The sequence below is a fragment of the Luteipulveratus mongoliensis genome, assembly GCF_001190945.1.
In the GTDB taxonomy this organism is placed as follows: domain Bacteria; phylum Actinomycetota; class Actinomycetes; order Actinomycetales; family Dermatophilaceae; genus Luteipulveratus; species Luteipulveratus mongoliensis.
Map to the genome: position 1 here is coordinate 4,471,976 of NZ_CP011112.1, position 26,389 is coordinate 4,498,364.

20 protein-coding genes and 1 riboswitch are annotated in these 26,389 nt (G+C 68.6%); of the genes, 9 read left to right on the forward strand and 11 right to left on the reverse strand.

Annotated features, from left to right (window positions below):
- Positions 1-33 precede the first annotated feature (33 nt).
- A complete protein-coding gene (locus VV02_RS21230) occupies positions 34-1,221 on the forward strand; it encodes an MFS transporter (RefSeq protein WP_052594838.1) in 1,188 nt (395 codons plus the stop codon).
- On the opposite strand, the gene VV02_RS21235 is transcribed toward VV02_RS21230, so the two are convergent.
- From VV02_RS21235 to VV02_RS21245, 3 genes are all read right to left on the reverse strand, one after another.
- The gene (locus VV02_RS21235; protein ID WP_052594840.1) at positions 1,142-2,662 is read right to left on the reverse strand and encodes a precorrin-2 C(20)-methyltransferase; all 1,521 of its coding nucleotides are present in this window, start codon (positions 2,660-2,662) and stop codon (positions 1,142-1,144) included. The genes VV02_RS21230 and VV02_RS21235 overlap by 80 nt on opposite strands.
- Positions 2,659-3,303, reverse strand: a complete 645-nt coding sequence (locus VV02_RS21240; RefSeq protein ID WP_052594842.1) for a precorrin-8X methylmutase — start codon at positions 3,301-3,303, stop codon at positions 2,659-2,661. Before VV02_RS21240 ends, VV02_RS21235 begins: the two co-directional genes overlap by 4 nt.
- Positions 3,300-4,166: a hypothetical protein gene (locus VV02_RS21245; RefSeq protein ID WP_052594844.1), complete on the reverse strand. Its 867-nt coding sequence runs from the start codon at positions 4,164-4,166 to the stop codon at positions 3,300-3,302. Before VV02_RS21245 ends, VV02_RS21240 begins: the two co-directional genes overlap by 4 nt.
- Positions 4,166-4,307, forward strand: a riboswitch (cobalamin riboswitch). (Overlaps the previous gene by 1 nt.)
- Positions 4,308-4,341: 34 nt before the next feature.
- Between VV02_RS21245 and cobN the strand changes: the two genes are divergently transcribed.
- Positions 4,342-8,073, forward strand: a complete 3,732-nt coding sequence (gene cobN / locus VV02_RS21250; RefSeq protein WP_052594846.1) for a cobaltochelatase subunit CobN — start codon at positions 4,342-4,344, stop codon at positions 8,071-8,073.
- Complete coding sequence (gene cobF / locus VV02_RS21255) at positions 8,070-8,852, forward strand: precorrin-6A synthase (deacetylating) (protein ID WP_052594848.1); 783 nt, start codon at positions 8,070-8,072, stop codon at positions 8,850-8,852. Before cobN ends, cobF begins: the two co-directional genes overlap by 4 nt.
- 75 nt (positions 8,853-8,927) lie before the next feature.
- Here the strand turns inward: cobF and VV02_RS21260 are convergent, their stop codons facing one another.
- From VV02_RS21260 to rpsL, 6 genes are all read right to left on the reverse strand, one after another.
- On the reverse strand, positions 8,928-9,317 hold the full coding sequence (locus VV02_RS21260; protein ID WP_052594850.1) for a hypothetical protein: 390 nt from the start codon (positions 9,315-9,317) through the stop codon (positions 8,928-8,930).
- A 62-nt stretch (positions 9,318-9,379) separates the two neighbouring features.
- Complete coding sequence (locus VV02_RS21265) at positions 9,380-11,899, reverse strand: RCC1 domain-containing protein (protein ID WP_157063491.1); 2,520 nt, start codon at positions 11,897-11,899, stop codon at positions 9,380-9,382.
- Between the two features lie 200 nt (positions 11,900-12,099).
- Positions 12,100-13,293 (reverse strand): elongation factor Tu, encoded by a 1,194-nt coding sequence (gene tuf / locus VV02_RS21270; RefSeq protein ID WP_052594854.1) that lies wholly within the window; start codon positions 13,291-13,293, stop codon positions 12,100-12,102.
- A 92-nt stretch (positions 13,294-13,385) separates the two neighbouring features.
- Positions 13,386-15,500, reverse strand: coding sequence for an elongation factor G (fusA, locus tag VV02_RS21275; RefSeq protein WP_052594855.1), 2,115 nt, complete (start codon positions 15,498-15,500; stop codon positions 13,386-13,388).
- Positions 15,501-15,622: 122 nt separating this feature from the next.
- Positions 15,623-16,093 (reverse strand): 30S ribosomal protein S7, encoded by a 471-nt coding sequence (gene rpsG / locus VV02_RS21280; protein ID WP_052594857.1) that lies wholly within the window; start codon positions 16,091-16,093, stop codon positions 15,623-15,625.
- Positions 16,093-16,467, reverse strand: a complete 375-nt coding sequence (gene rpsL / locus VV02_RS21285) for a 30S ribosomal protein S12 (protein ID WP_052594860.1) — start codon at positions 16,465-16,467, stop codon at positions 16,093-16,095. Before rpsL ends, rpsG begins: the two co-directional genes overlap by 1 nt.
- Before the next feature lie 434 nt (positions 16,468-16,901).
- On the opposite strand from rpsL, the gene VV02_RS21290 reads away from it, so the two are divergent.
- Positions 16,902-19,169, forward strand: coding sequence for a hypothetical protein (locus VV02_RS21290; RefSeq protein ID WP_052594862.1), 2,268 nt, complete (start codon positions 16,902-16,904; stop codon positions 19,167-19,169).
- A complete protein-coding gene (locus tag VV02_RS21295; protein ID WP_052597377.1) occupies positions 19,166-20,128 on the forward strand; it encodes a glycosyltransferase family 2 protein in 963 nt (320 codons plus the stop codon). The genes VV02_RS21290 and VV02_RS21295 overlap by 4 nt, the downstream gene beginning before the upstream one ends.
- Here VV02_RS21295 and VV02_RS21300 read toward each other — a convergent pair.
- The gene (locus VV02_RS21300) at positions 20,117-20,722 is read right to left on the reverse strand and encodes a dTDP-4-dehydrorhamnose 3,5-epimerase family protein (RefSeq protein ID WP_052594864.1); all 606 of its coding nucleotides are present in this window, start codon (positions 20,720-20,722) and stop codon (positions 20,117-20,119) included. The two genes, VV02_RS21295 and VV02_RS21300, sit on opposite strands and share 12 nt — an antisense overlap.
- The gene (gene rfbA, locus VV02_RS21305; protein WP_052594866.1) at positions 20,722-21,597 is read right to left on the reverse strand and encodes a glucose-1-phosphate thymidylyltransferase RfbA; all 876 of its coding nucleotides are present in this window, start codon (positions 21,595-21,597) and stop codon (positions 20,722-20,724) included. Before rfbA ends, VV02_RS21300 begins: the two co-directional genes overlap by 1 nt.
- 30 nt (positions 21,598-21,627) lie before the next feature.
- Between rfbA and rfbB the strand changes: the two genes are divergently transcribed.
- The 4 genes from rfbB to VV02_RS21325 are packed head-to-tail and all read left to right on the forward strand — an operon-like array spanning position 21,628 to position 26,261.
- Positions 21,628-22,623 carry a dTDP-glucose 4,6-dehydratase gene (gene rfbB, locus VV02_RS21310; protein ID WP_052594868.1) on the forward strand — a complete coding sequence of 332 codons (996 nt, stop codon included), beginning with the start codon at positions 21,628-21,630 and terminating at the stop codon, positions 22,621-22,623.
- Between the two features lie 2 nt (positions 22,624-22,625).
- Entirely contained in the window at positions 22,626-23,486 is an 861-nt protein-coding gene (gene rfbD, locus VV02_RS21315; RefSeq protein ID WP_083450340.1) for a dTDP-4-dehydrorhamnose reductase, read from the forward strand.
- 43 nt (positions 23,487-23,529) lie between these two features.
- On the forward strand, positions 23,530-24,747 hold the full coding sequence (locus VV02_RS21320; RefSeq protein WP_157063492.1) for an MFS transporter: 1,218 nt from the start codon (positions 23,530-23,532) through the stop codon (positions 24,745-24,747).
- Positions 24,748-24,794: 47 nt separating this feature from the next.
- Positions 24,795-26,261: a TIGR03560 family F420-dependent LLM class oxidoreductase gene (locus VV02_RS21325; RefSeq protein WP_218917451.1), complete on the forward strand. Its 1,467-nt coding sequence runs from the start codon at positions 24,795-24,797 to the stop codon at positions 26,259-26,261.
- Positions 26,262-26,389: the final 128 nt, after the last annotated feature.

Sequence of the window (26,389 nt, forward strand, 5' to 3'; positions counted from 1 at the left end):
TCTCACGTTGACGTGAGGCTTTAGCGTACCGGCGTGAAGCAGCTGGCGATCTTGATGTTCTGCGTGTTCAGCGTGACGACCGGGGAGTTCGCGGTGGCCGGGATCCTGCCCGACGTCGCGGCAGATCTCGGTGTCCCGGTCGGTCAGGCCGGGCTGCTGATCACCGCGTACGCAGCCGGCATGATCATCGGTGGTCCCGTGCTGACTGCGCTGACGACAGGGGCCTCGCGGAAACCGCTGATGTTGGCGCTGCTCGGGGTCGCCGTGGTCGGCAACATCGGATCGGCCCTCGCGCCCACCTTCGCCACGGTCCTGGCCGCACGAGTCCTGACGGCCCTGGTGACCTCGACGTTCTTCGCGCAGGCGATGGTCCTGGCCGTACGCCTGGGGCCGCCGGAACGCGCCGCGACGGCGGTGGCCCGGCTCGCGCTCGGGATGAGTCTGGCGATGGTCATCGGCGCTCCGATCGGCACCGTCATCGGCCACCACTGGGGCTGGCGCGCGACGTTCGGCGGCATCGGCGTGGCCTGCCTGGCCGGCCTCCTCCTCGTTGCTCGAGCGGTCACGGACCCCGAGCCCGGCGAGCGCCGCGGCTCGGCGATCGGCGAGCTGCGCGTGCTGCGTCGGCGTCCTGTCATCGGAGCACTCGCGGTGACCGCGGTCGGCAACGTCGGCGTACTCATGGTGTTCAGCTATCTCGCTCCCCTCATGACGGAGGTTGCCGGACGCGCCGCGAACGGCCTGCCGATGTTGCTGCTGGCCTACGGGGTCGGCGCGACCGTCGGCAACCTCCTCGGCGGGTTCGTCTTCGACCGACGGCCGCAGTCCGCGTTGCCGCTCCTGCTGGGCGCGCTCGCCGTCGCCCTGGTCGTCTCCTGGTTGGTCGCCACGAGTCCCCTACCCGGCGCCGCGGCCGTCGTCGTCATCGGCGCGCTCGGGTTTGCCGTCATCCCGGGCATGCAAGCCCGCGTGATGTCCGCCGCTGCCGACGCCCCGACCCTGGCGATGGCCGTCAACGCGTCCGGTTACCAGGTCGCGGCGGCTGCAGCCGGGCTGATCGGCGGCCTCATCACCGACTCGGGCGCAGGCCCTCGACCGATCTACCTGGTCGCGGCGGTGCTCACCGCCTGCGGGTTGGCCCTCAGCTCGTGGACCGCGCGACAGAGCGAGCGGTCCACACTGCTCCGCCGGCGGACACCCGAGTGGCGGACGACCCGATGATGAGCAGGCACTTCATGTCGACAGTCTCGGGGTCGAGCTCGCCAAGGGTCGTGACGACCAACGACTCGTCGGTACGACCCGCGTCGCGTCCGATGATCACGGGGGTTGGAGAGTCCTTGTGCTCCAGCATGATTCGTTGCGCGTCGGCCAGTTGGTGTGGGCGCGCTCGTGACCTCGGGTTGTAGATCGCGAGCACGAGATCGGCTGTCGCCACCGCCCGCAGCCGTTCTTCGATGACCGACCAGGGCTTGAGCCGGTCGGACAGGCTCATGACGGCGAAGTCCCCGCCGATCGGTGCCCCGGCCCGGGCTGCCACAGCCTGCACGGCCGAGAGCCCCGGCAGCACGCGGACGTGCACGACGTCGTACGCCGGATCCGTCGCCTGCGCCTCGAACACCGCCGAGGCCATGCCGAAGACACCGGCGTCCCCACCCGAGACGACGGCGACCCGCTCCCCGCTCACTGCGAGATCGAGCGCAAGACGACCGCGGTCGACCTCAACCGTGTTGCCGCTGGAGTGCCGGAGCAGGCCCGGACGTTGAGGCACCCGGTTGACGTAGGGCGCGTAGCCGATCACGTGGTCGACCTCCGCCAGGACCTGGCTCACCTCGGGTGTCATCCACTCGTCGGGTCCTGGTCCGAGACCGACCACGTAGACCTCTTGAGCACGAGACTCGCTGTCCGACAACGGCTTTGACGCCTCGCCATGACGACGGCGGGACGGTGCGGAGTCGCCGCCCACGAGGATGACCGAGAAGTACGGCACGCTCGCCGGGTCGACCTCCGACACCGGCAGCAGCCGCTCGCGGTCGGTCGACGCGCGTTCGACGAAGACGGCGTCGTCGAGCCGTCCGGCTGACTCCAGAGCCCGACGGACCGCGGGGAAGGTGCGACCGAGCTTCATGATGACCGCACCCTCGGTGTCGGCCAACCGGCGCGCGAGCTCCGGCTCGGGCAGGGTGCCCGGCAGCACGGTGAGCACATCGGCCTGCCGCACCAACGGCATCGCGGCCGTTGCCGTGGCGGCCGCCATCGAGGTCACGCCCGGCACGATCTCGACTCGGTAGTCGGCGCTGAGGCGGTCGTACATGTACATGAAGGAGCCGTAGAACAACGGGTCACCTTCGGACAGGAGCACCACATCGCGACCCGCGGCGAGATGGGCTGCGAGCCGGCTCGCGGACGCCTCGTAGAACTCCTCCATCGCACCCGCATAGCCGCCCGGGTGCTGAACCGTCCCGGTCGTGACGGGATAGACCAGCTCCTCCTCGACCTTGCCGTCAAGCCGGTCTGCCACGATCGCGCGCGCGTTGGACGAGCCTGGTCGACCGGAATGATAGGCAATGATGCCTGCGCGGTCGATCAGCCGAACGGCCTTGAGTGTCAACAGCTCTGGATCGCCGGGGCCGACCCCAATCCCATAGAGGATGCCCGTGCTCATTCCGCCTCCTGCGCGATGGCGTTGAGCGCGGAGGCAGCCATGGCCGACCCACCTCGGCGACCACGAACCGTGAGGTGCGGGACGCGCGGTGCGTACGACTCCAAAGCCTCCTTGGACTCCGCGGCGCCGATGAAACCGACCGGCACACCGATCACGGCGGCGGGCGGTGCGGCGCCGTCGGCCAAGAGCTCGAGCAGGTGGAACAGCGCAGTCGGAGCGTTGCCGATCGCCACCACCGAGCCGGCCAGTCGCTCGCCCCAGAGCGAGACCGCCGCTGCCGACCTGGTCGTCCCGAACTCCTTGGCCAGCAAAGGAACTCGCTCATCGCGGAGAAGACAGACCACATCGTTGTCGCGCGGGAGCCGGGCTCTGGTCACCCCAGACGCAACCATGTTGGCGTCGGTCAGGATGGGCGCACCGGCGGCGAGGGCGGTACGCGCGGCGGCTACGAAGTCGTCGGTGATGCGCAGGTCCGCTGCGAGATCGACCTGCCCGGAGGCGTGAATGATCCGGACGGCGACCTTCTCGGCGTCCGCAGGAAGGTGCGCCGCGTCGGCCTCCGCGCGGATCGTCGCGAAGGACTGCCGATAGATCTCGGCCCCATCGGTCTCGTAGTCGTAGCGTCTCGTCGGCGCCTTCACGCGAGCTCCTTCGGCAGATAGTCAAGGTTGTAGAGCACGATGCCGCGCCATGGCGTGATGACGAGTCCCGTGGCGTACGAAGCGATCTCGCGTACTCGGTCAGCCGGGACCGCCCCATCGTGCAGATCAAGGTGGACGGCCCAGCGTCCGTCGTTCTGCCGTATCGGACCGTACGCCGGTGGCTGGCCATCCTGCCGCTCCCACCGGACCGCAGCTCCCAGCTCGACGCCCTGACCGGGCAGCTCCTGGACGTGCCAGGCCGCACTCTCGCCCTCACCACAGACTGCGAGGAAACGATGGGCGCGGTCGATCAGTGTCGCCACGATCTGGTCGACCGCAACCACCGAGTCGGCGCGCTCACCGACCACGATCTGCGCCGAGTCGGGCGCGATGACGACAGCGCCCAGGTCGACCGACGCCGCCGCGATGTCACCCCGCCCGTCGTCCAGCGCGAAGAGGAACTTGCCCGGCAGACCGGCCAGGGCGTCATCCTCCAGCAGCGCTTCGTCGAGGTCCGCGACGACGCCTCGCAGGTCGACGATCCCGCCAGCAAGTCCCGTGAGCGGGGAGCAAGTGATGTTGCGGACGAGGTCGTGTGAGCGCCGCGGCAGCAGGCCGACAGCCTCGATCTCGTCGCTCACGTCAAGGCCCGCCGCGAGCCCACGCAGCTGGACGTTCGCGCGCGAGGTGAGGTGGACGTACCCGTCGCCCTCGCGCTCGGCGATATCGGCGAGCGCTGTCAGGCCAGACGCGCTCACCCGACCGCCAGGCAGTCGTACGCGCAGCAGGTCCCCGTCGTCCGCGCGCCACGGCCGCAGCACGCCAGGGCAGCGGTCGAGGCGGGTGCGAGTCACGGCGGACATGCTCGCACGACCCTCGGGGTAGCCTGAGCGGGCACATCCCTGCGAGACCAGGAACCCGGTGCCATTCCGGGGCGGTTCCGCCACTGTGAAGCCGGCGCCAGCGCCGACCAGCCAGACACTGGCCGCGGGGATCTCCGACCATCACGGGGCGAGAACCCCGCTAAGGAGCTCCTCGATGACGCGCATCCTGCTGCTGTCCACGTCCGACACCGATCTGCTGTCCGCCCGCGCCAGCGGTGCCGACTTCGACCTGGGCAACCCCAGCCGTACGCCGGTCGCCGGCCTCCCCGAGCGTCTCACCTCCGTGGACCTCGTCGTTGTGCGCATCCTCGGCACCGCGCGCACCTGGCAGGACGGGCTGGACGCCATCGCCGCGTCGGGGACACCGACGGTCGTGCTCGGTGGCGAGCAGCTGCCGGACGCCGAGCTGATGTCGCTCTCGACCGTGCCGGTCGGAACGGCGGCCCAGGCTCACCTCTATCTCGCGCAGGGCGGACCCGCCAACCTCACCCAGCTGCACGCCTTCTTGTCGGACACGGTGCTGCTCACCGGCGAGGGCTTCGAGGCACCCGCGGAGATGCCGACCTGGGGCTGGCTCGATCGCAGCCCCGCTGGTCGAGTAGCCACGAGGGACCGCAGCCCCGCTGGTCGAGTAGCCGTGAGGGACCGCAGCCCCGCTGGTCGAGTAGCCGTGAGGGACGAGCGGCGTATCGAGACCACAGACCGTGCACGCATCGGCATCCTGTTCTACCGAGCGCACGAGAGCAGCGGCAACGCCGCCTTTGTGCACGACCTTGCCGACGCCATCGATGCAACGGGCGAGGCCGTCGGGCTGCCGATCTTCTCGTCCTCGCTGCGCAGTGCGCCCGCTGATCTGATCGAGGCGTTCGGCACCCTGGACGCGCTCATCGTCACGGTGCTCGCGGCCGGTGGCAGCAAGCCTGCGACCGCCGGCGCCGGCGAGGACGACGAGGCCTGGGACGTCGCGGCGATGGCGGCCCTGGACATCCCGATCCTGCAGGGCCTGTGCCTGACGTGGTCGCGCGAGGACTGGGCCGAGTCCGACGACGGCCTCTCGCCCATTGACTCGGCCAACCAGGTCGCCATCCCCGAGTTCGACGGCCGGATCATCACAGTTCCCTTCTCGTTCAAGGAGATTGACGAGGACGGACTGCCGTCGTACGTCGCCGATGAGGAGCGCTGTCACCGCCTTGCCGGCATCGCGGTCTCGCACGCCCGCCTCCGCCGAGTGCCGCCGAAGGACCGCAAGGTCGCGCTGATGCTGTCGGCGTACCCGACCAAGCACAGCCGCATCGGCAACGCAGTCGGACTCGACACTCCCGTCACCGCGATCCGGCTGCTGCGCGCCATGCGCGAGGCGGGGTACGACCTCGGCCCGGTCGGCGCGATACCTGGGCTGGACGACGTCGAGCCCATCGAAGGCGAGGAGCCGGACACCACCGCCGGCAACGCTCTCATCCATGCGCTCATCGATGCGGGCGGGCAGGACGAGGAGTGGCTCACGCACGCCCAGCTCGACGACGGCACTGTGCGAGTCAGCGCCGGCGACTACCGCACCTGGACCGCGAACCTGCCCGATCAGCTGCGGGACTCGATGCGCGAGACCTGGGGCGAGGCGCCCGGCTCGCTGTTCGTCAACAAGGCCGACGAGATCGTGCTCGCCACCATCCAGGCCGGCAACGTCGTGATCCTGATCCAGCCGCCGCGTGGCTTCGGCGAGAACCCGGTCGCGATCTATCACGACCCCGACATGCCGCCATCGCACCACTACCTCGCCGCATACCGTTGGCTGGAGCGGGGATTCGGCGCTCACGCGGTCGTTCACCTCGGCAAGCACGGCTCGATGGAGTGGCTGCCCGGCAAGAACGCCGCGATGTCCGCCACCTGCGCGACCGACGCCGCCATCGGCAACATGCCGCTGATCTACCCGTTCCTCATCAACGACCCGGGCGAGGGCGCGCAGGCCAAGCGCCGCGCGCACGCCACGATCATCGACCACCTCGTGCCGCCCATGGCCCGCGCCGAGTCGTACGGCGACATCGCCCGTCTCGAGCAGCTGCTGGACGAGCACGCCAATATCGCGGCGATGGACCCGGCCAAGCTGCCTGCGATCCGCGCGCAGATCTGGACCCTCATCCAGGCGGCCAAGATGGACCACGACCTCGGCCTGGACGACCGGCCCCACGACGCCGAGTTCGACGATTTCCTGCTGCACGTCGATGGCTGGCTGTGCGAGGTCAAGGACGCCCAGATCCGGGACGGCCTGCATGTCCTCGGACAGGCGCCGAGCGGCGAGGCGCGGGTCAACCTCGTGCTCGCCATACTGCGCGCATCTCAGGTGTGGGCGGGTCAGGCAGGTGCGCTCCCCGGGCTGCGAACAGCGTTGGGGCTGAAGGAAGGTGGCTCCGAGCTGGCCGCCGTCGATGCTGTCGAGCAGCAGGCCCGCACCCTGGTTCAAGCGATGGAGGATGCGGACTGGGCGCCCGCGGCCGCAGCCACCGTCGTCGCCGAGCACGCACCGACCGCCGAGTCAGACGTACGCCGGGTCCTTGAGTTCGCGGCCACGGAGGTCGTCCCGCGGCTCGGTCGGACCACGGACGAGCTCACCAACGTGCTGCACGCCCTGGACGGCGGCTACATCCCGGCCGGCCCGTCCGGGTCTCCGTTGCGCGGTTTGGTCAATGTCCTGCCGACCGGCCGCAACTTCTACACGGTCGATCCGAAGGCCGTGCCGAGCCAGTTGGCCTTCGAGACCGGCCAACAGCTCGCGACCTCCTTGCTCGAGCGCTACGTCGCCGACACCGGCGACTACCCCCGGTCGGTCGGGCTCTCCGTCTGGGGCACATCGGCCATGCGCACCTCGGGCGATGACATCGCAGAAGTGCTGGCACTGCTCGGTGTTCGCCCCATCTGGGATCCGGCCTCCCGCCGCGTGACGGAGCTGCAGGTCGTCCCGCTCGACGAGCTGGGTCGGCCGCGCATCGACGTCACGGTCCGCATCTCGGGCTTCTTCCGCGACGCCTTCCCCCACGTGGTCACCATGCTGGACGATGCCGTTCAGCTCGTGGCCGCGCTCGACGAGCCCGAGGACCAGAACTTCGTCCGCGCGCACGCACAGGCCGACCTTGCGGAGCACGGCGACGAAAGGCGAGCAACCACAAGGATTTTCGGCTCCAAACCAGGCGCGTACGGGGCGGGCATCCTCCCCCTCATCGAGTCCGGCAGCTGGCGCGACGACAAGGACCTGGCCGAGGTCTACACGACGTGGGGTGGCTACGCCTACGGCCGCGACCTCGACGGCGCTCCCGCGCAGGAAGACATGCGGACGTCGTACCGGCGAATTGCGGTGGCAGCCAAGAACACTGACACCCGCGAGCACGACATCGCCGACTCCGACGACTACTTCCAGTACCACGGCGGCATGGTCGCCACGGTGCGCGCGCTCACGGGAGAGGAGCCGGCGGCGTACATCGGAGATTCCACTTCGCCCGATGTGGTCCGTACGCGCTCGCTGGGTCAGGAGACATCTCGCGTCTTCCGGGCCCGCGTCGTCAACCCTCGCTGGATCTCCGCGATGCGGCGGCATGGCTACAAGGGTGCGTTCGAGCTGGCAGCGACGGTCGACTACCTCTTCGGATACGACGCGACGACCGGCGTGGTCACCGACCACATGTATGAGACTCTCGCCCAGACCTACGCGCTCGACGAGGAGACGCAGGCGTTCATGCGGCACGCCAACCCCTGGGCGTTGCGAGGCATCATCGAGCGGCTGCACGAGGCGCACGAGCGTGAGCTGTGGGCCGAGCCCGAGCCGGGCACCCTGGAGGCACTCCAGCAGGTGTATCTGGAGCTCGAGGGTGACTTGGAGGACCGCGAGTCGCGATGAGTGAGCCAGTGCACGTGAGCGTGATCGGTATCGGCTGTGGCAGTCCCGATCACCTGACGCTGCAAGCGATTCGGGCGCTTGGACAGCTGGACGCCGTCCTCCTCACCGACAAACGGTCCGGTGAGGACCCCCTCGTGCACGTACGCGAGCAGATCGTGGCCGAGCACGCTGCGCAGGCGAGGTCGGTCGTGGTGCACGACCCACCGCGCGAGCGGCGCGCTGACCACGTCGGCGACCAGGCGTCGTACGAGCAAGCCGTGTCGGTCTGGCACCAGGCTCGGGCGACAGCGTTCGCCGAGGTCCTCGCGACGCATGTCGGCCGCCGCGTCGGGTTCCTCGTCTGGGGTGACCCGGCGTTCTACGACTCGACCCTGCGGATCCTGGAGCAGGTCCGCTCGACCGGCCTCGGCCTGACGATCGACACCATCCCCGGCATCAGTGCGATCCAGCTGCTGGCCGCACGACATGGGTTGGTACTCAACGAGATCGGCACCTCGATCACCGTCACCACCGGCCGTCGCCTTGCCGACGAAGTAGCCCGCGGGACCGACAACATCCTCGTCATGCTGAACCGCACCCTGGACGCCGCGTCGATCGAAGGCGACTGGCAGATCTGGTGGGGCGGCAACCTCGGCACCGAGCACGAGTCGCTGCTGGCCGGCGACCTCCGAGAGAACACACCGCAGATCGAGGTCGAGCGCGACCGACTGCGTACGACGGCCGGTTGGGTCATGGATCTCTACCTCCTCCGCCGCACCGGGCCGGGCCACTCTCCCTGACACCGGGCCAAACGGGCCTTGGTCACGGCACCCGTCGGGCCACTTCTCATGACACCGGGGCCAACGCCCCCTTGGTCAGGCCGTCGGCTTCCGACGCGTCGGTGGTGTCGGCTCGGTGCCGGCGAGCGCGAAGAACGGGGCGGTCATCTTCTCCAGCGCGGTGACTGTGGCAGCGTGCTTCTCCGCCATGTCTGCGGCGAGGCCGGCCAGCTGCTCCTGGGCCTCCGCGAGTGCCGAGATCGACTCCGCGAGCTCACGCTGGCGAACGATGAAGTCCTGCAGCGGCTGAGCGGTCACACCGGCCAGTCCAGTGAGGGCGCCGGCAAGCTCGGTGACCTGCCTCAGCAGCTCATCGGGAGCAGTCACGCCGGTGACCGCGGTGTCGCGCATCGTGCGCAGCGACTCCATGGCGAGCTTGACCGCAGCCTTCTGCGACTTGTTGAGCACCTCGAACGGATCGGCCATGCCAGGCAGCCTGCCAGCGTTCGGCCCCGGACGGAAGACTGCCGACGCCCGGGCCGGACCGGCTAGGGCGTCGGGAAGACCACCTTCACCGGCTTGGTCGAGCCGTCCGTCGTGCCGATGCCGAGCTGGCCATCGTCGTTGCCACCCCAGCAGTAGACCGTCAGCTCCGCAGCCCGCACTGCCGCGCAGCTGTGCGCAGTCCCTGCGGCGACCGAGGACGCAGAGCCAGAAATCGAGGCTGTCACCGGAGAGGTCCGAGACTCTGTCGTGCCGTCCCCCAGCTGACCCGACCTATTGCTGCCGGAGCAGACGACGGCGTACCACCGATCGACCCGACACGAGTGCGTCGTCGAGATGGACGCGGCTGGCACCGCCTGCGGGAGGCTGCGGGACGGCGCGATGACGTCCGTCGTGCTGCCGACACCCGCCTGCCCCAGGTCGTTCTGGCCGAAGCACCGGCTCTGGTTCGCGTCGAGCAGGCACGTACTGTTGCCACCCGCGTCGACCCGCGCGGCGTACGGGGCTGTCACCGCCGCACGCGTTGGTGACGTTGAGCCGACCGTGCTGCGGTTGCCGAACTGGTTGCGGTCGTTGGCGCCCCAGCACCAGGTCGACGCGTCGATACCGATCGCACAGCTGTGCCCAGCGCCAGCTCCGACGTAGTTGGCCTTGACGCCAAGGCCAGTGATCGTGGTCGGCGTCAGCGTGCCCGGGCCTTCGTGACCCGACTGGCCCTTGTCGTTGGCACCCCAGCACTGCACGGCACCACTCGTCAGCGCAGCGCAGGCATGCTGAGTGCCGACCGCGATCTGCAGTGCGGCGCCGGCCAGGCCATTGACGGCCACGGGCGTGCTCGACTCCACAGGGCTTGCGCCCGGCAGGCGCAGACCCCAGCACTTCACTGCACCATCACGCATCAGGGCGCAGGTCTGGTCGCCGCCGGCGGAGAGCTGGACCACGTCCGACAACCCGGTGACGGCGACTGGCTTGGCCGATCCGCTCGTCGAACCGTTGCCCAGCTGACCGTGCGCACCCGCGCCCCAGCAGTACACCGCACCGCTCGACTGGCGAGCGCAGCTGTGCCGGTCACCCGCGACAACGTCGACGTCATGCCCGGCCTGTGGTGTCACGTCGATCGTGTAGGTGCGAGAGGCTCGCTGGCCGGAGGCGTCATCGACCTGGACGGTGAACGTCCAGGTGCCCGTACGATCGGTCGCGCCTGTGAGGTGATCCGCATCGTCGTAACCCGAGCCGGCCAGGACCAGGCCCGGTGGCGGCGAGCCGCTGACGACGCTCCATCGGTACGGCTGCCGTCCGCCCATGGGCGTGATCAGGTCCTCGTACGTCTGCCCCTGCCAGACCTCACGGAGCGGCTTCGGATCCACCTGCAACGGCCTCGCGAGGTCCTTGACGTATCCGATGACGTCGACGATGAGATCAGTCGCCGCTGAGTTGTAGATCTCGACCTTGCCGTCCGCGTTCGGCGCCACCGTCGTGGAGTTCATGAGCGACAGGTGCGCTGGGAAGTTCAGCGTGGAAGTGCCTGTGTTCGGACCGACGCGCAGCCAGCCGGCAGACGCCGGATCGACCGCACGGACGGTCAGCTGGACCGCCCGCACACCGGTCGCCGGGACGCCTCCGTGACCGGCGACCGTGAGCATGGTCGTGGCCCCAGCCGCCAGACGGGCCTTCGGGACGCCCACCCCGGAATGGGAGTCGGCAAGGCGCGCTGGTGCGATCGGCACGTAGTCAGACCCCGCGGTCGGTACCCAGCCGAGGACGTCTACCACGAGGTGGGTTCCTTGCGAGCTGTAGATGCTGACCGCTCCGCCGGATCCCACCTTGCTGACGGTGAGCCCCGACCGTGGCGCGCCGTAGGTCACGAGAGCAGGGAACGATGAGCGCGTCGTACCGCTCGGGAAGGTCGACAACCACCCGGTGCTGCCCGATATCGCCCCCACGTTGAGTACCACTGCGGCGACGCCTGTCGTCGGTACTCCGGCCTTACCCGTGATCTGCACCGTCGTCGTCGATCCAGCTGTCGGCACAGGGCCGGACGTGCGGGTGTCACGCACCCGGGCCGGCATCGTCGGACGATAAGCAGCACCCTTCTCGAAGTAGCCCAGGACGTCGATGAGGACGTCGGATGCGACTGAGCTGAAGACGCTCAGCTGCTGGTTCGACGTCAGCCGCACGATCGCTTCGTTGGTGGTGGCTTGGCCTTTCTGGACATGCAGGGTGCTCTGCGCGTTCGACACGCTCCCGTCCCACGGCACGACGTTGACGTAGCCCGACGCAGACGGGCCGATCGCGCTCACGTTGACCACGACGGCGCTCGCGCCGTCCGGGATCTGTGCTGACGGGTCCATCGCAACATCGACCGTCTGACCTGCCGTCAGACGGTGCGCTCCGCGACCGACGCGGGTGTCGACCGCGCGGTACGGACTCATCGGGACGTACCCATAGCCGATCTCCGAGCTCACGGTCGCGGACAGACCGGCGGGCCGCGGCGCCGCTGCGGTGGCGACGGATGCTCCCGCTGACAGACCGGCAAAGGCCAGCACCACGACCCACAAGCGCACGAGCGCACCACGTACTGACATTTCAAAGGCCCCCTGTTGAACACAAAAGTCGGCGAAAAGTAGCACGGCACTTCGACGCCTGAAGCGCGATCTTCTAACCCAGCGGTCGACCAGAAAGAATTGCCGCGAGCGGCATGCGAGAGGGGCCCGAGTCCGAAGACTCGAGCCCCTCTCAGGTCGCTCGCCGAGGCGAGCTCAGATCACTTGAGGATCTTGACGACCCGGCCGGCGCCAACGGTGCGGCCACCCTCGCGGATAGCGAAGCGAAGGCCCTCCTCCATGGCGATGGGCTGAATCAGCTCAACGCGCATGTCGGTGTTGTCACCAGGCATGACCATCTCGACACCCTCGGGCAGGTGCACGACACCAGTCACGTCCGTCGTACGGAAGTAGAACTGGGGACGGTAGTTGTCGTAGAACGGCGTGTGACGGCCACCCTCGTCCTTGCCCAGGATGTAGACCTGAGCGTCGAACTCGGTGTGCGGCGTGATCGAGCCGGGCTTGACGACAACCTGGCCGCGCTCGACGTCCTCGCGCTTGGTGCCACGCAGGAGCAGGCCGACGTTCTCGCCCGCACGACCCTCGTCGAGCAGCTTGCGGAACATCTCGATACCGGTGACCGTCGTCTTCGACGAGGTCTCCTTGATGCCGACGATCTCGACCTCTTCGTTGACGTTGAGCACGCCGCGCTCGATACGACCGGTGACGACGGTGCCACGACCGGTGATCGTGAAGACGTCCTCGATCGGCATCAGGAAGGGCTTCTCGATGTCGCGGACCGGGTCCGGGATCGACTCGTCAACCGCGTCCATGAGCTCTTCGACCGACTTCGTCCACTCCGCGTCGCCCTCGAGCGCCTTCAGCGCCGAGACACGCACGACCGGGGCGTTGTCGCCGTCGAACTCCTGGCTGGACAGCAGCTCGCGGACCTCCATCTCGACGAGCTCGAGGATCTCCTCGTCGTCGACCATGTCGGCCTTGTTCAGCGCCACCAGGATGTAGGGCACGCCCACCTGGCGAGCGAGCAGCACGTGCTCGCGGGTCTGCGGCATCGGACCGTCGGTGGCGGCGACCACGAGGATCGCGCCGTCCATCTGAGCCGCACCGGTGATCATGTTCTTCACGTAGTCAGCGTGGCCCGGAGCATCGACGTGCGCGTAGTGACGCGACTCCGTCTCGTACTCCTGGTGGGACACGTTGATCGTGATACCGCGCTGCTTCTCCTCGGGGGCGTTGTCGATCTGGTCGAACGCCGAGGCGGTGTTCAGGTCGGGGAACTTGTCCGCCAGCACCTTGGTGATCGCAGCCGTCAGCGTCGTCTTACCGTGGTCGACGTGACCGATGGTGCCGATGTTGACGTGCGGCTTGGTCCGCTCGAACTTGGCCTTAGCCACTTGAGGTCCTCCTTCAAGGACTGTGTCGGACGCCGGGGCGGCGCCGGGTGGGTTTCTCTTTCCTTACCGGTGGGCTGACGCGAGGATACGCGTCACTCGCCCCGGATCTTCTTGATGATCTCCTCGGCGACGTTCTTGGGAACCTCGACGTAGGAGTCGAACTGCATCGTGTAGTTGGCACGACCCTGCGTCTTGGAACGCAGGTCGCCGACATACCCGAACATCTCGGACAGCGGAACCAGGCCCTTGACGACCTTTGCACCGCTGATGTCCTCCATGGCCTGAATCTGACCACGGCGGGAGTTGATGTCGCCGATGACGTCGCCCATGTACTCCTCGGGCGTACGCACCTCGACGGCCATCGTCGGCTCGAGCAGGACCGGGTCGGCCTTGCGGACGGTCTCCTTGAGGACCATCGAGCCGGCGATCTTGAACGCCATCTCCGAGGAGTCGACGTCGTGGTAGGCGCCATCGAGCAGCGTCACCTTGATGCCCACCAGGGGGTAACCGGCGAGGACACCGAGCTGCATGGCCTCCTGGATGCCCTGGTCGACCGACGGGATGTACTCGCGCGGGATACGACCACCGGAGACGGCGTTCTCGAACTCGTAGAGCTCGCCCTCGGTCGTGTCCAGCGGCTCGAGCGTGACCTGCACCTTGGCGAACTGACCCGACCCACCGGTCTGCTTCTTGTGGGTGTAGCTGTACTTCTCGACCGAGCGACGGATCGTCTCGCGGTAGGCCACCTGCGGCGCACCGACGTTGGCCTCGACCTTGAACTCCCGCTTCATGCGGTCGACCAGGATGTCGAGGTGCAGCTCGCCCATGCCGCCGATGATGGTCTGGCCGGTCTCCTCGTCCTGGCGGACCGAGAATGTCGGGTCCTCCTGCGCGAGCTTCTGGATGGCGATGGAGAGCTTTTCCTGGTCACCCTTGGTCTTGGGCTCGATGGCCACGTGGATGACCGGCTCCGGGAACGTCATCGACTCGAGCACGATCTGCTCGTTCGGGTCGCAGAGCGTGTCGCCGGTCGTGGTGTCCTTCAGACCGATGGCCGCGTAGATGTGGCCGGCCACGGCCTCCTCGACCGGGTTCTCCTTGTTGGCGTGCATCTGGAAGAGCTTGCCAACGCGCTCCTTCTTGCCCTTGGTCGAGTTCGCCACGGCGCTACCGGCCCCGATGCGACCGGAGTAGACGCGGATGAACGTCAGGGTGCCGAAGAACGGGTGCGAGGCGACCTTGAAGGCCAGAGCCGAGAACGGCGCGTCCTTGCTGGGCTCGCGAGTGATCTCCTCACCCTCGGCGCCCGGCTTGTGGCCGATCATCGGGGGCACGTCCAGCGGCGACGGCAGGAAGTCCACGACCGCGTCCAGCATCGGCTGCACGCCGCGGTTCTTGAACGCCGAGCCACACAGGATCGGGTAGAGCTCGGAGCGGACCGTGAGCTTGCGGATGGCGCCCTTGATCTCGGCGACCGTGAGCTCGTTGCCCTCGAGGTACTTCTCCATGAGAGCGTCATCGGCCTCGGCCACGCGCTCGACGAGTGCCTGGCGGTACTCCTGCGCCTTCTCCTGCAGGTCGGCCGGGATCTCCTGGATCTCGTACTTCGCACCCATGGTGACGTCACCCTTGGAGTCACCGGGCCACACCAGGGCACGCATCTCGACGAGGTCGACGACACCGACGAAGTCGGCCTCGGACCCGATCGGCAGCTGGAGCACGAGCGGCTCGGCGCCGAGGCGGTCCTTCACGGTCTGCACGGTGAAGTAGAAGTCCGCGCCCATCTTGTCCATCTTGTTGACGAACGCGATGCGGGGGACGTCGTACTTGTCGGCCTGACGCCAGACGGTCTCGGACTGGGGCTCGACACCCTCCTTGCCGTCGAAGACGGCCACGGCGCCGTCGAGGACGCGCAGCGAGCGCTCCACCTCGACCGTGAAGTCGACGTGCCCGGGGGTGTCGATGATGTTGATCTGGTTGTCGCCCCAGAAGCTGGTGACCGCGGCAGACGTGATCGTGATGCCGCGCTCCTTCTCCTGCTCCATCCAGTCAGTGGTCGAGGCACCGTCGTGCGTCTCACCGATCTTGTGGTTGACGCCCGTGTAGAACAGGATGCGCTCGGTCGTCGTGGTCTTGCCGGCATCGATGTGCGCCATGATGCCGATGTTGCGGACCTTGTTGAGGTCGGTCAGCACGTCGAGTGCCACGTGAGTCTCTTCTCGTCTCTTGCGGGCCGTTTTGCGGGCGGGTTCGTTGCGATGGGTGTCGTACGCCGGTCACGCGCCTGGCGCGCGGTACGCACCGAGGGGGGCGACCGGCGTACGGGACATCACCAGCGGTAGTGCGCGAAGGCCTTGTTCGACTCGGCCATCTTGTGCGTGTCCTCGCGACGCTTCACCGCGGCACCCAGGCCGTTGGACGCGTCGAGGATCTCGTTCATGAGGCGCTCGGTCATCGACTTCTCGCGACGCTGACGCGCGTAGCCGACCAACCAGCGCAGCGACAGCGTCACGGCACGGTTGGGCTTGACCTCGATCGGCACCTGGTAGGTCGCACCACCGACACGGCGGGACTTGACCTCGAGGGCGGGCTTGACGTTGTCCAGCGCACGCTTGAGCGTGACAACCGGGTCCGTGCCCGTCTTCTCCTTGCAGCCCTCCAGCGCGCCGTAGACGATGCGCTCAGCGGTGGACTTCTTGCCGTCCAGGAGGATCTTGTTGACCAGCTGGGTCACCAGCGGCGAGCCGTAGACCGGGTCGACGACCAGGGGGCGCTTGGGCGCGGGTCCCTTGCGAGGCATTACTTCTTCTCCTTCTTGGCGCCGTAGCGGCTACGAGCCTGCTGGCGACCCTTGACACCCTGGGTGTCGAGGGAGCCGCGGATGATCTTGTAGCGCACACCGGGAAGGTCCTTCACACGGCCGCCACGCACGAGCACGATCGAGTGCTCCTGCAGGTTGTGACCGACGCCCGGGATGTAAGCGGTGACCTCGACGCCCGAGGTGAGCTTCACGCGAGCGACCTTGCGCAGCGCGGAGTTCGGCTTCTTCGGCGTCGTGGTGTAGACGCGCGTGCACACGCCGCGTCGCTGGGGGCTGCCCTTAAGAGCCGGGGTGGAGGCCTTGGTGGCCTTGTCCTGGCGACCCTTACGGACGAGCTGGTTGATGGTAGGCAACCTGTTCTCCGACCTTGTCGTTGTCTTGTCTGCCGGGCAGCAGGCGTGGTGCGCCCGCTCCCCGACTCCTTGGTTGGTCCGATCCGCTGACGCGACCCACGAGGTCGGGTGTGTCGGACCGGCGCCCTCCCCTGCACTCCTGTCAGGCAGATGCCTGCAGACGCCCGGCGAGGGATCGTGCTGACTGACCTCACCCAGTACGAGACCGGGGGCGACCAGCTGGGCATGGAGAAACCCACGCACGAGCGTCAAGGGTACCGGCCCGTGGCGCAGGCATCCAAATCGAATGACCGGGCCGGAGTGGACGCCAGTGACAGACGCCACGCCGAGCGCTTTGACGGTCGGTCACACGTCTGCGCAGGCGGATCGCTTAAGATCCCACGGCAAGGGGATGCGCGGGGGGCTCATCCTGACGGGGAAGGTCACGATTTCGCATGTCAGCGGACGCTGTCGCGCTCAGACGAGCCGGTCTGCCGGAGCTCAGTCAGGTGCTCGGCACCCTCTGGCTGCCGGTCGGCACCCTCGTATTCCTGACCTACACCGCGTCGTACGGCCTGCCGTTCGGTCCCGGGCTGCTCGCCCTCGTGATGATCGGCGTGACACAGGTCCTGCCCGGCGCGCTCCTGTGGCGCTGTCTGCGCCCTCGCCGCGGCTGGCTGCTCGAGGACGTCGCTCTGGGCTTCAGCCTCGGGATCGGGCTCGCCGTGCTGTCCCAGATCGTTGGCGGCTACCTCGACGCGCGATGGCCGTCCGTGGTCCTGCCCCTGGCAGTAGCCGCAGCTCTCATTGCCACCCCTGTCACACGACGACGCATCGTGGAGGCTCGCTGGGAGCCGGTGCCCTGGTGGATGGGTGCAGGGGTCGCCGCGTTCGCGCTCGCTGCGCTGCCGCAGCTGCTCACCTTCGCCCGGCAGAACCGCGTGACCTGGCCGGACGGGCCAGGCGCCCCACAGGTCGACCAGTACTTCCACATCGCCCTGGCCGGGCAGATGCTGCACCGCGGGCCCACCGCGTGGCCGTTCGTGTCGACCGAGCCGCTGGAGTACCACTGGCTGACACACGTGTGGATGGCCCAGGTCACGGCGTCCTCGGGTCTGGGTCTCGACCAGGTAGACCTGCGGCTCCTGCCGACGATCGTGCCCGTCCTCACCGTCGCTTCGACCGCTGCACTGGCCCTGCGCCTGTCGGGCAAGCCGTGGGTCGCGACGCTGGCTGCAGGCATCGTCATGATCGGCGGAAAGGCCAACCCCTGGGCGATTCCCGGCAACCACCTGCCCTTCACGCCGGACTCCCCGACGCTGGGCCTCAGCGTGCCGGTCCTGCTGTCGCTCGTCGCAGTACTGGCGATGCGGTGGCGGGGCCAGGCCCGGTCCGGCTCGATGATCGCCCTGATCGCTCTCACCGTCCTCGCTAGCGGCACCAAGGGGTCGACGACACCCTTGGTGATCGCGGGCACTGGCCTGGCACTCGTGGCGATGCTGCTCTGGCGGCGCACGGTGGCTCGCCTGGTCCTGCTCGACTTTGTCGTGCTGTGCGCAGCGCTGATGCTGACCGTCCGGATCATCTTCGGCGGCTCGGCGGCGGGGCTGACCTACAACCCGGACGCCGCCGCGCACATGACCATGATGGGCGGGCTGCTCGGAGTAGCGCAGTCGCGCGCGGCGCACGCCGTCATTGTCATCTACCTGCTTGTTGCCGGCATGTCCCGCGGGGCGCTGGCGTTCGCGCTCCCGTTCCGCTCCTCCACCACGGATGGTCGGCGGGATCCGATCACGTGGGTCCTCATCGGCGGCACCATCGCCGGCAGCTGCGCCCCGGCCCTGTTCGTGCAACCCGGCGCGAGCCAGTACTACTTCCTGGTGTCCGCATACCCGCTAGGAGCTGTCGGGTCGGCACTCGGAGTGGCCGTACTCCTGCGGACCGTCGGTCGGCGCCAGAAGGCCGTACTCGCGCTGATCGCCGTTGCTGGCGGACTGGCTGTCTATGCGCTGCCGACGATCATTGCCGGCAACGTCCGACACGACGACCCGGGCTCGGCCGCACGGATCATGCTCGTCGCGCTGGGCATCGCCGCTGTCGCCGGCCTGGTCGCCACCGCGCTGGTCCGGCCGGCCCTGCGGCTTCGAATAGGCCTCGGGGCCGTGGCAGCCGCCATTCTCTCCTCGGGCACGATCGCCATGATGGACACCTGGGGCGACCCCCTGCCACGTACCCACAGCGTCAGTCTCGGGGCCCCCGGCGCGGTCAGTCAGGGCCAGATCGACACCGCGCGGTTCATCCGCAACCACTCCCGTGGCCATGACCTGGTGATGAGCAACCGTCACTGCATGACACCGAACCCTGAGCCGGGGCGCTGCGACAACCGCCGGTTCGTCGTGGCGGCGTTCAGCGAGCGTCAGGTGCTTCTCGAGGGATGGGGCTACTCCCCCACGGTCAGTCGGCTCGCTCCGCAAGGTCGTCTGTCCATGACGTTGCCGTTCTGGAACCAGCCGCTCCAACGGCTCAACGACGGCTTCTTCACCAGGCCGACGGCCAAGGCGCGGATGTTGTTGTGGGACAAGGGCGTTCGTTGGGCCTACTCCGACAACCAGGTGCCGCACACCGTGTCGCTCGCGCCGTACGCGAGGGCGCGATACCACGCGAAGGACGGATCGGCGACGGCTTGGCAGCTGCTCCCGCCGCCGCGACGGTCGGCGTCATGACCCCCGATCTGACGGTCGTCGTACCCATGTACAACGAGGAGGAGGTCATCACCCTCTTCGTTGAGCGGCTGCGCCCTACCCTCGACGGACTCGAAGCCGCCTACGAGGTCCTCGTCGTGGACGACGGCTCGGCCGATCAGACGCCGGTCCTGCTGCAGCGCTTCAGACGCACGTGGCCCGAGCTGCGGGTCATCCGGCTGCGGGCCAACTCCGGCCATCAGGCGGCCATCTCGGCCGGTCTCGCCAATGCCCGTGGCGGCTGGGTCGCCACCATCGATGCGGACCTGCAGGACCCGCCTGAGGTCATCGCCGAGATGGTTCGAGCCGGCCAGGACCAGGACGTCGATGTGGTCTACGGCGTCCGGGGTGACCGCAGCACGGACAGCGCCTTCAAGCGCACCACGGCGCGGGCGTTCTACCGCCTGATGCGGCTGGTGGGCGGCGACTCCATCCGCATGGACGCCGGGGACTTCCGGCTGATGTCCCGGGCCACGGTCGATGCCGTCAATGCCCTGCCCGAGCAGCACCGGGTGCTGCGCCTGATCATCCCGACGCTCGGCTTCCCCTCGACAGAGGTCACCTATCGCCGTGATGCTCGCGCGGCGGGCAGCTCGAAGTACCCGCTGTCCAAGATGCTGCGGCTGTCCCTGGACTCCCTCACCGGACTCAGCCTCGCTCCCCTGCGCCTGGCCACGTGGTTCGGCCTCGGCGGGTTCCTGCTCGCGGCCGTGCTGCTCGCCTATGCCGTCATCGGCAAGGTCCTCGGCAACCCGATCTCGGGCTGGACCTCGACGGTCGTCATCGTCGCGGGTTTCGCCGCGTTCCAGCTGCTGTGCCTCGGCATTCTCGGTGAGTACGTCGGCCGCATCTACTCCACCCAGCAGGCACGCCCGACCTACTACGTGACCTACGACTCCCTGATGGCCCAGGACCGCGCCGCGGCCGGGTCACGGGGCTGAACCCAGCTCCGTCCTGAACGCGCGGCAGGCGTCGTACGACGGCAGCAGCCCGGCCGCGCGTGCGTCCTCCAGGGTGGGGGCCGCCGCGTCCTTCGGGGACAAGGTCGGCTCGAGCCCGTCGGGCAGCTCGAGCCCGATGGCGGGGTCCAACGGGTGAAGGCCGTGCTCACGCGTCGGGTTGTATGCCGCGCTGCACAGGTAGTGCGCGGTCGAGCCGTCCTCCAGCGCGCACAGCGCATGACCCAGGCCCTCTGAGAGGTAGACCGCCCGGCGGTCGACCGTGTCGAGCAGGACGCTCTGCCACTGGCCGAACGTCGGTGAACCGACGCGGATGTCGACGACGAAGTCCAAGAACGAGCCGCTGAGCGCCGTGACGTACTTCGCCTGCGACGGCGGCACATCGGCGTAGTGGATACCGCGCAGCGCACCGCGCGCAGACACCGAGACGTTGGTCTGCAGGACCCGCATCTCATGGCCGGTCAGCTCGGCCAGCAGATCACCACGGAACGCCTCCAGGAACACCCCACGGTCGTCGGGAAACTGACGCGGCGTCACCTGATAGGCGCCCTCGATCCGCAGCGGCTCGATCTCCATCAGGTGTCCTTGCCTTCGCGCAGCAGCTCGTGCAGATAGGCGCCGTAACCGCTCTTGACCAGCGCGTCCGCCCGCTCGCCGAGGCCGGTGTCGCTCAGCCAGCCCTGTCGCCAGGCGACCTCCTCGGGGCAGCCGACCTTGAGCCCCTGCCGGGCCTCCACGACCTGAACGAACTGACTGGCCTCGATCAGGCCGGCGAACGTCCCGGTGTCCAGCCAGGCGGTGCCACGCGGCAGCACGGTGACCCGGAGCGTGCCGCGCTCGAGGTAGGCGTTGTTGACGCCCGTGATCTCCAGCTCGCCGCGATCGCTCGGCGTCAGGCCACGGGCGATCTCGATGACGTCGTTGTCGTAGAAGTACAGCCCCGGCACGGCGTAGCTCGACCGCGGCTGCACCGGCTTCTCCTCGATCGAGAGCACGGTTCCGTCGTCACCGAACTCCACGACGCCGTACGCCGTCGGATCGGCCACGTGATAGGCGAAGATCTGGCCCCCGACCACGTCCGTGTGGTCCGACAGACGGGTGCCGAGCCCGGGCCCGAAGAACAGGTTGTCGCCGAGCACCAGCGCGACGGAGTCGCCTCCGATGAAGTCGGCACCGAGGACGAACGCCTGCGCCAGGCCCTCCGGGCGCGGCTGCGTGACGTAGGTCAGGCGGATCCCCCACTGGCTGCCGTCGCCGAGAAGCCGCCGGAACTGCTCCTGGTCTTGCGGCGTGGTGATGATCAGGATGTCGTTGATCCCGGCCAGCATCAGCGTCGAGATCGGGTAGTAGACCAGTGGTTTGTCATAGACCGGTACGAGCTGCTTGCTGATGCCCTGAGTGATCGGGTGCAGCCTCGTACCCGTGCCCCCTGCTAGCACGATCCCCTTCATGCTCGGAGACTACGGGCTACTGTCCGGACCATGAGGGTGCTTGTGACAGGTGGGGCGGGGTTCATCGGGTCGGGTTTCGTGCTGAGAGCGAGCGAGCGTCGACCCGACTGGCAGATCACGGTGCTCGATGCCCTGACGTACGCCGCCCATCCCGCCTCCCTCGACCCGGTCACCGATCGGGTCGACCTGGTCAAGGGATCGGTCACCGATCCGGATCTGGTCGATCAGCTGGTCGCTGAGCACGACGTCGTCGTGCACTTCGCCGCCGAGTCGCACAACGACAACAGCCTCGATGAGCCCTGGCCTTTCGTCGACACCAACGTCATCGGGACGTTCAGGGTCTTGGAGGCCGTACGCCGGCACGGCACGCGGCTGCACCACATCTCGACCGACGAGGTCTACGGCGACCTCGCCCTGGACGATCCGTCGCGCTTCACCGAGGGCACACCGGTCAACCCGTCCAGCCCGTACTCCGCGACCAAGGCGAGCGCAGATCTGTTGGTACGAGCGTGGATCCGCTCGTTCGCCATTCCGGCGACCTTAAGCAGCTGCTCCAACAACTACGGCCCCCGGCAGCACGTCGAGAAGTTCATCCCGCGGCAGATCACCGGAATCCTCGACGGCGTCCGGCCCAAGCTGTACGGCGCCGGCACAAACGTGCGCGACTGGATTCACGTCGATGACCACAACGACGCCGTAATCGCGATCCTCGAGCAAGGGCGGCTCGGCGAGACCTACCTGATCGGCGCGGACGGCGAGACCAGCAACCGCGATGTCGTCGCACTGCTCCTGGACCTGATGGGCAAGCCCGCAGACTGGTTTGACCTCGTCAACGATCGGCCCGGTCACGACCTGCGCTACGCCATCGACTCCAGCAAGCTGCGGGCCGAGACGGACTGGCAGCCGCGCTACCGCGACCTGCGAGCGGGCCTCGCCGCGACGATCGACTGGTACCGCGAGCACGAGTCGTGGTGGCGCGACGCCAAGGTCGAGGCCGAGCGCATCTACTCCCGGCTCGGGCGCTGACCGTGCGCGTCTTGGTCGCCGGTGCCGGCGGGATGCTGGGCGCCGATCTGCTGCCTCTGGCCCAGGCTGCGAGGTGGGACGTGACCGCAGCCACGCGCGCTGAGCTCGACGTCACCGATCCGCTCGCTTGCCACGACGCGGTCGCCGGACACGACCTGGTCATCAACCTGGCGGCCTGGACCGCAGTCGATGATGCCGAGTCGCTTGAGCGAGAAGCCTTTGCTGTCAACGCAACTGGCGCTGCCAACCTCGCCCGGGCGGCATCGGCGGCTGGCGCTTCGATGCTGCAGGTCTCGACCGACTACGTCTTCGCCGGAGACGCAACCACCCCGTACGCCGAAGACGCATCCACCGGGCCGCGGTCGGCGTACGGCCGTACCAAGCTCGCGGGCGAGTGGGCCGTGCGCGCCCTGTGTCCGTCGAGCTGGATCGTGCGGACCGCCTGGCTGTACGGCGCCGGTGGGCCGAGCTTCGTGCGCACCGTCGCGCGCCTCGCCGGCGAGCGGGACCAGCTGAGCGTGGTGGACGACCAGCGCGGCCAGCCGACCTGGACTCGTGACCTCGCCGACGGGCTCGCCCGCCTCATCGACGCCCAGGCGCCGTACGGCATCTACCACGCCACGGCGTCCGGCGAGACGACCTGGTTCGCGCTGGCGCGAGCGCTCTTCGAGGAGCTCGGACTCGATCCGGCCCGGATCCAGCCGACGACCGCGGAGGCGTACCAACGCCCTGCGCCGCGACCGGCGTACAGCGTGCTCGGTCACGATGCGTGGACTGCGGCCGGTCTCGCACCGCTGCGCGACTGGCGCGAGGCGCTCGCGGAGGCCGTCCCTCAGGTCGTGACCGCCTCGACCGCGCCCTGATACCTCGACACTCGCCGAAGTGTCGTCATGTCATCGTGGCCGGGTGCGTAGCCCTTCAATGCAACCGTGGCTCCGAGTTGCCCTCGCGTTGTTCGCGGTCGGCTGGGGTGCGAATCACTTCGCGCCGCTCCTGCCCGTCTACCGCGCTGAGAACGGCCTCTCGGAGACCGTGGTCACCGCGATGTTCGCCGCCTATGTCCTCGGGTTGATCCCGGCGCTCCTCGTCGCGGCTGTGGTCGCGAACCGGTTCGGTCACCGAGTGATCGTGCGAGCGGTCGTGGTGGGAGCGGTCGCAGCGTCGGTATTGCTCGCCGTCGGTGGGTCGCAGACGTGGGTGTTGTTCGTCGGCCGGGTCCTCTACGGCGCCTGTATGGGCGCGGCCATGGCGCCAGGCACGACGTGGATCAAGGAGCTGTCCGCAGGCGCACCGACCGGCACCGGCGCTCGACGAGCCGCGATCGCGCTCTCCGCAGGCTTCGGCGGTGGACCGTTGATCTCCGGCGCCCTCGCCGAGTGGCTGCCCGCACCCAGGGTCCTGCCGTACGTCGTGCACGTCGCCCTGATGCTCGCGATCGGCGCGGTCGTGTGGCGTACGCCGGAGCCGGCTCTCCCCTCGACCGGCGCGAGCAGCGCCACACCCGACCCCGTCGTACGCCATCGGCACCCAGTCCTCACGGCCGGGTTCTGGGCGTGGATCGCGCCCGTCGCGCCGTGGGTGTTCACCTGTGCGACGGTCGGCATCGTGATCCTGCCGAGCCTGGTGCACGAGCAGACGGGTGAGCTGTCGATCGCCTTCACCGGGCTGATGGCCGGGCTCACCCTCGGGACGGGCGTGCTCGTCCAGCAGCCGGCGCGAGGCATCGAGGCGCGTCATCCGGGCCGCGTCAGCGTGATGGGGATGGGAGCAGCGCTCGCAGGTGTCCTGCTCACTACCCTCGTGACCCAGGTGCGGTCGCCGCTGCTCGCGATGGCCGGCGCCATCGTCCTGGGCTGTGGCTACGGGATGACACTGGTCGGCGGCCTGACGCGCGTCGAGCACACCGCTCGGCCACGTGAGCTCGCGCTGACCAACGCGGTGTTCTACAGCCTGACCTACCTGGGCTTCTTCGTGCCGACGGTCGCGTCCGCGCTCACCGACGTCTGGTCGCAGAGCACGATCCTGATCGGTCTGGCAGCACTCGCCGCACTGAGCGCTGCCGTCGCGGTCGCTGCCGCGGACCGACCTGCCCGGCGGGTTGTCACGCCGGAGCCGGTTGCCTGAGTCGCCGTTCGCCGTTCGCCGGGCGTGGGAGGCGGGAGACTGAGCCCGTGACCACTCGGCTGCCGTCGCCCTGTCTGGTGATCCTTGCCGGCCCGTCGGGGTCGGGGAAGTCCACGTGGGCAGCCGAGCACTTCGGCGGACACGCCATCGTCTCGAGTGATGCGTTGCGCGCGGTGGTGGGCACGGGGACGGACGACATCGCCGCCAGCACGGACGCGTTCGCGCTGCTGGACGAGATCGTCACCCGTCGGGTCGCGCGCGGTCTCACGACGGTCGTCGACACCACAGGCCTCGACGCCGACCGCCGCTCGCACTGGCGCTCAATGGCAGCTGACGCCGAAATGCCCTGTGTCGCAGTCGTATTCGACACCCCAGCGACGGAGTGCCGCGCCCGCAACCGGTCACGCCAACATCCGGTGCCGGCGAGTGCGCTCACGGCTCAGCTGCGCGCGTGGCCGGCCGTCCGGGACGCGCTCGCGGGCGAGGGCTACGCGCAGGTCCTGACGCCAGAGCCGGTACGCGTGGTCCGGGCTCAGTTCACCGATGCCGCCGAAGCCGTACAACGTCAGGCTGACCAACCGGTCGGCCTACGCTTCGGGCTGCATCTCTCGAGCTTTCCTGGTGGGGCGGCGAACCTGTCGGCTCAGCTGCGCGAGGTCGCAACCGACGCCGAGCGGGCCGGGTTCGACGCGATCTACGTGATGGACCACTTCCGGCAGATCCCACAGGTCGGTCGCGCCTGGGACGACTTCCTGGAGAGCTGGACGACGCTAGCCTGGCTAGCCGCCTGCACCGAGCGCGTCCGACTCGGCACGCTGGTCACCGGCGTGATGTACCGGAACGTGGGTCACCTCGCCAAGATCGTCGCCACGCTCGACGTGCTCAGCGGCGGCCGTGCGGTGTGCGGGCTGGGGCTCGGGTGGTTCGAGGCCGAGCACAAGGCGTACGGCTGGCCCTTCCCTTCTCGCAACGAGCGGTACGCCCTGCTCGAGGACGCGTTGCAGGCGCTCCCCGTGCTCTGGGGCCCGGGAGGCAAGCCGTTCCGTGGCCAGACGCTGAATCTGCCTGATACGTCTGGATATCCGCGTCCGCTCCAGGCGCACGTGCCCATCATCCTGGGAGGCGGCGGAGAGCGGCGTACGCTCCGGCTCGCCGCCCAGTACGCCGACACGGCCAACGTGCTCGGCGACGTGAGCACAGTCGCACGCAAGGCCAGGGTGCTCGCCGCGCACTGCGCCGAGTCGCGTCGGGAGGTGGAGCTCTCGCACCTGACCACGGCGCTCATCGGCCGCACGCCAGCCGAGCTCGACGATCTCATCGGCCGGCTGCGCCCACGCGGCGCCGATCCGGCACGCTTCGCCGCCGAGATGAACGCCGGCACGGTCGACGACCAGATCGGTCGGTGTCGACAGCTGGCCGATGCAGGCGTTCAGGAGGTCATCCTGCGCCTGCCCGACCTGCCGGACACCTCAGCCCTGGACCGCGCAGCCGACGTCATCGCCGCCTTCCGCTGACCTTCGCCGCCCTGGCCGCACCGGTTCGACGTGAGGAAGAGTGCGCTCCACCGCACCAACCCTCAAGTCGAGCGACGACGAAGGGCGGCCCTCCCTTTCGGGAGAGCCGCCCTTCGTCGTACGAGCAG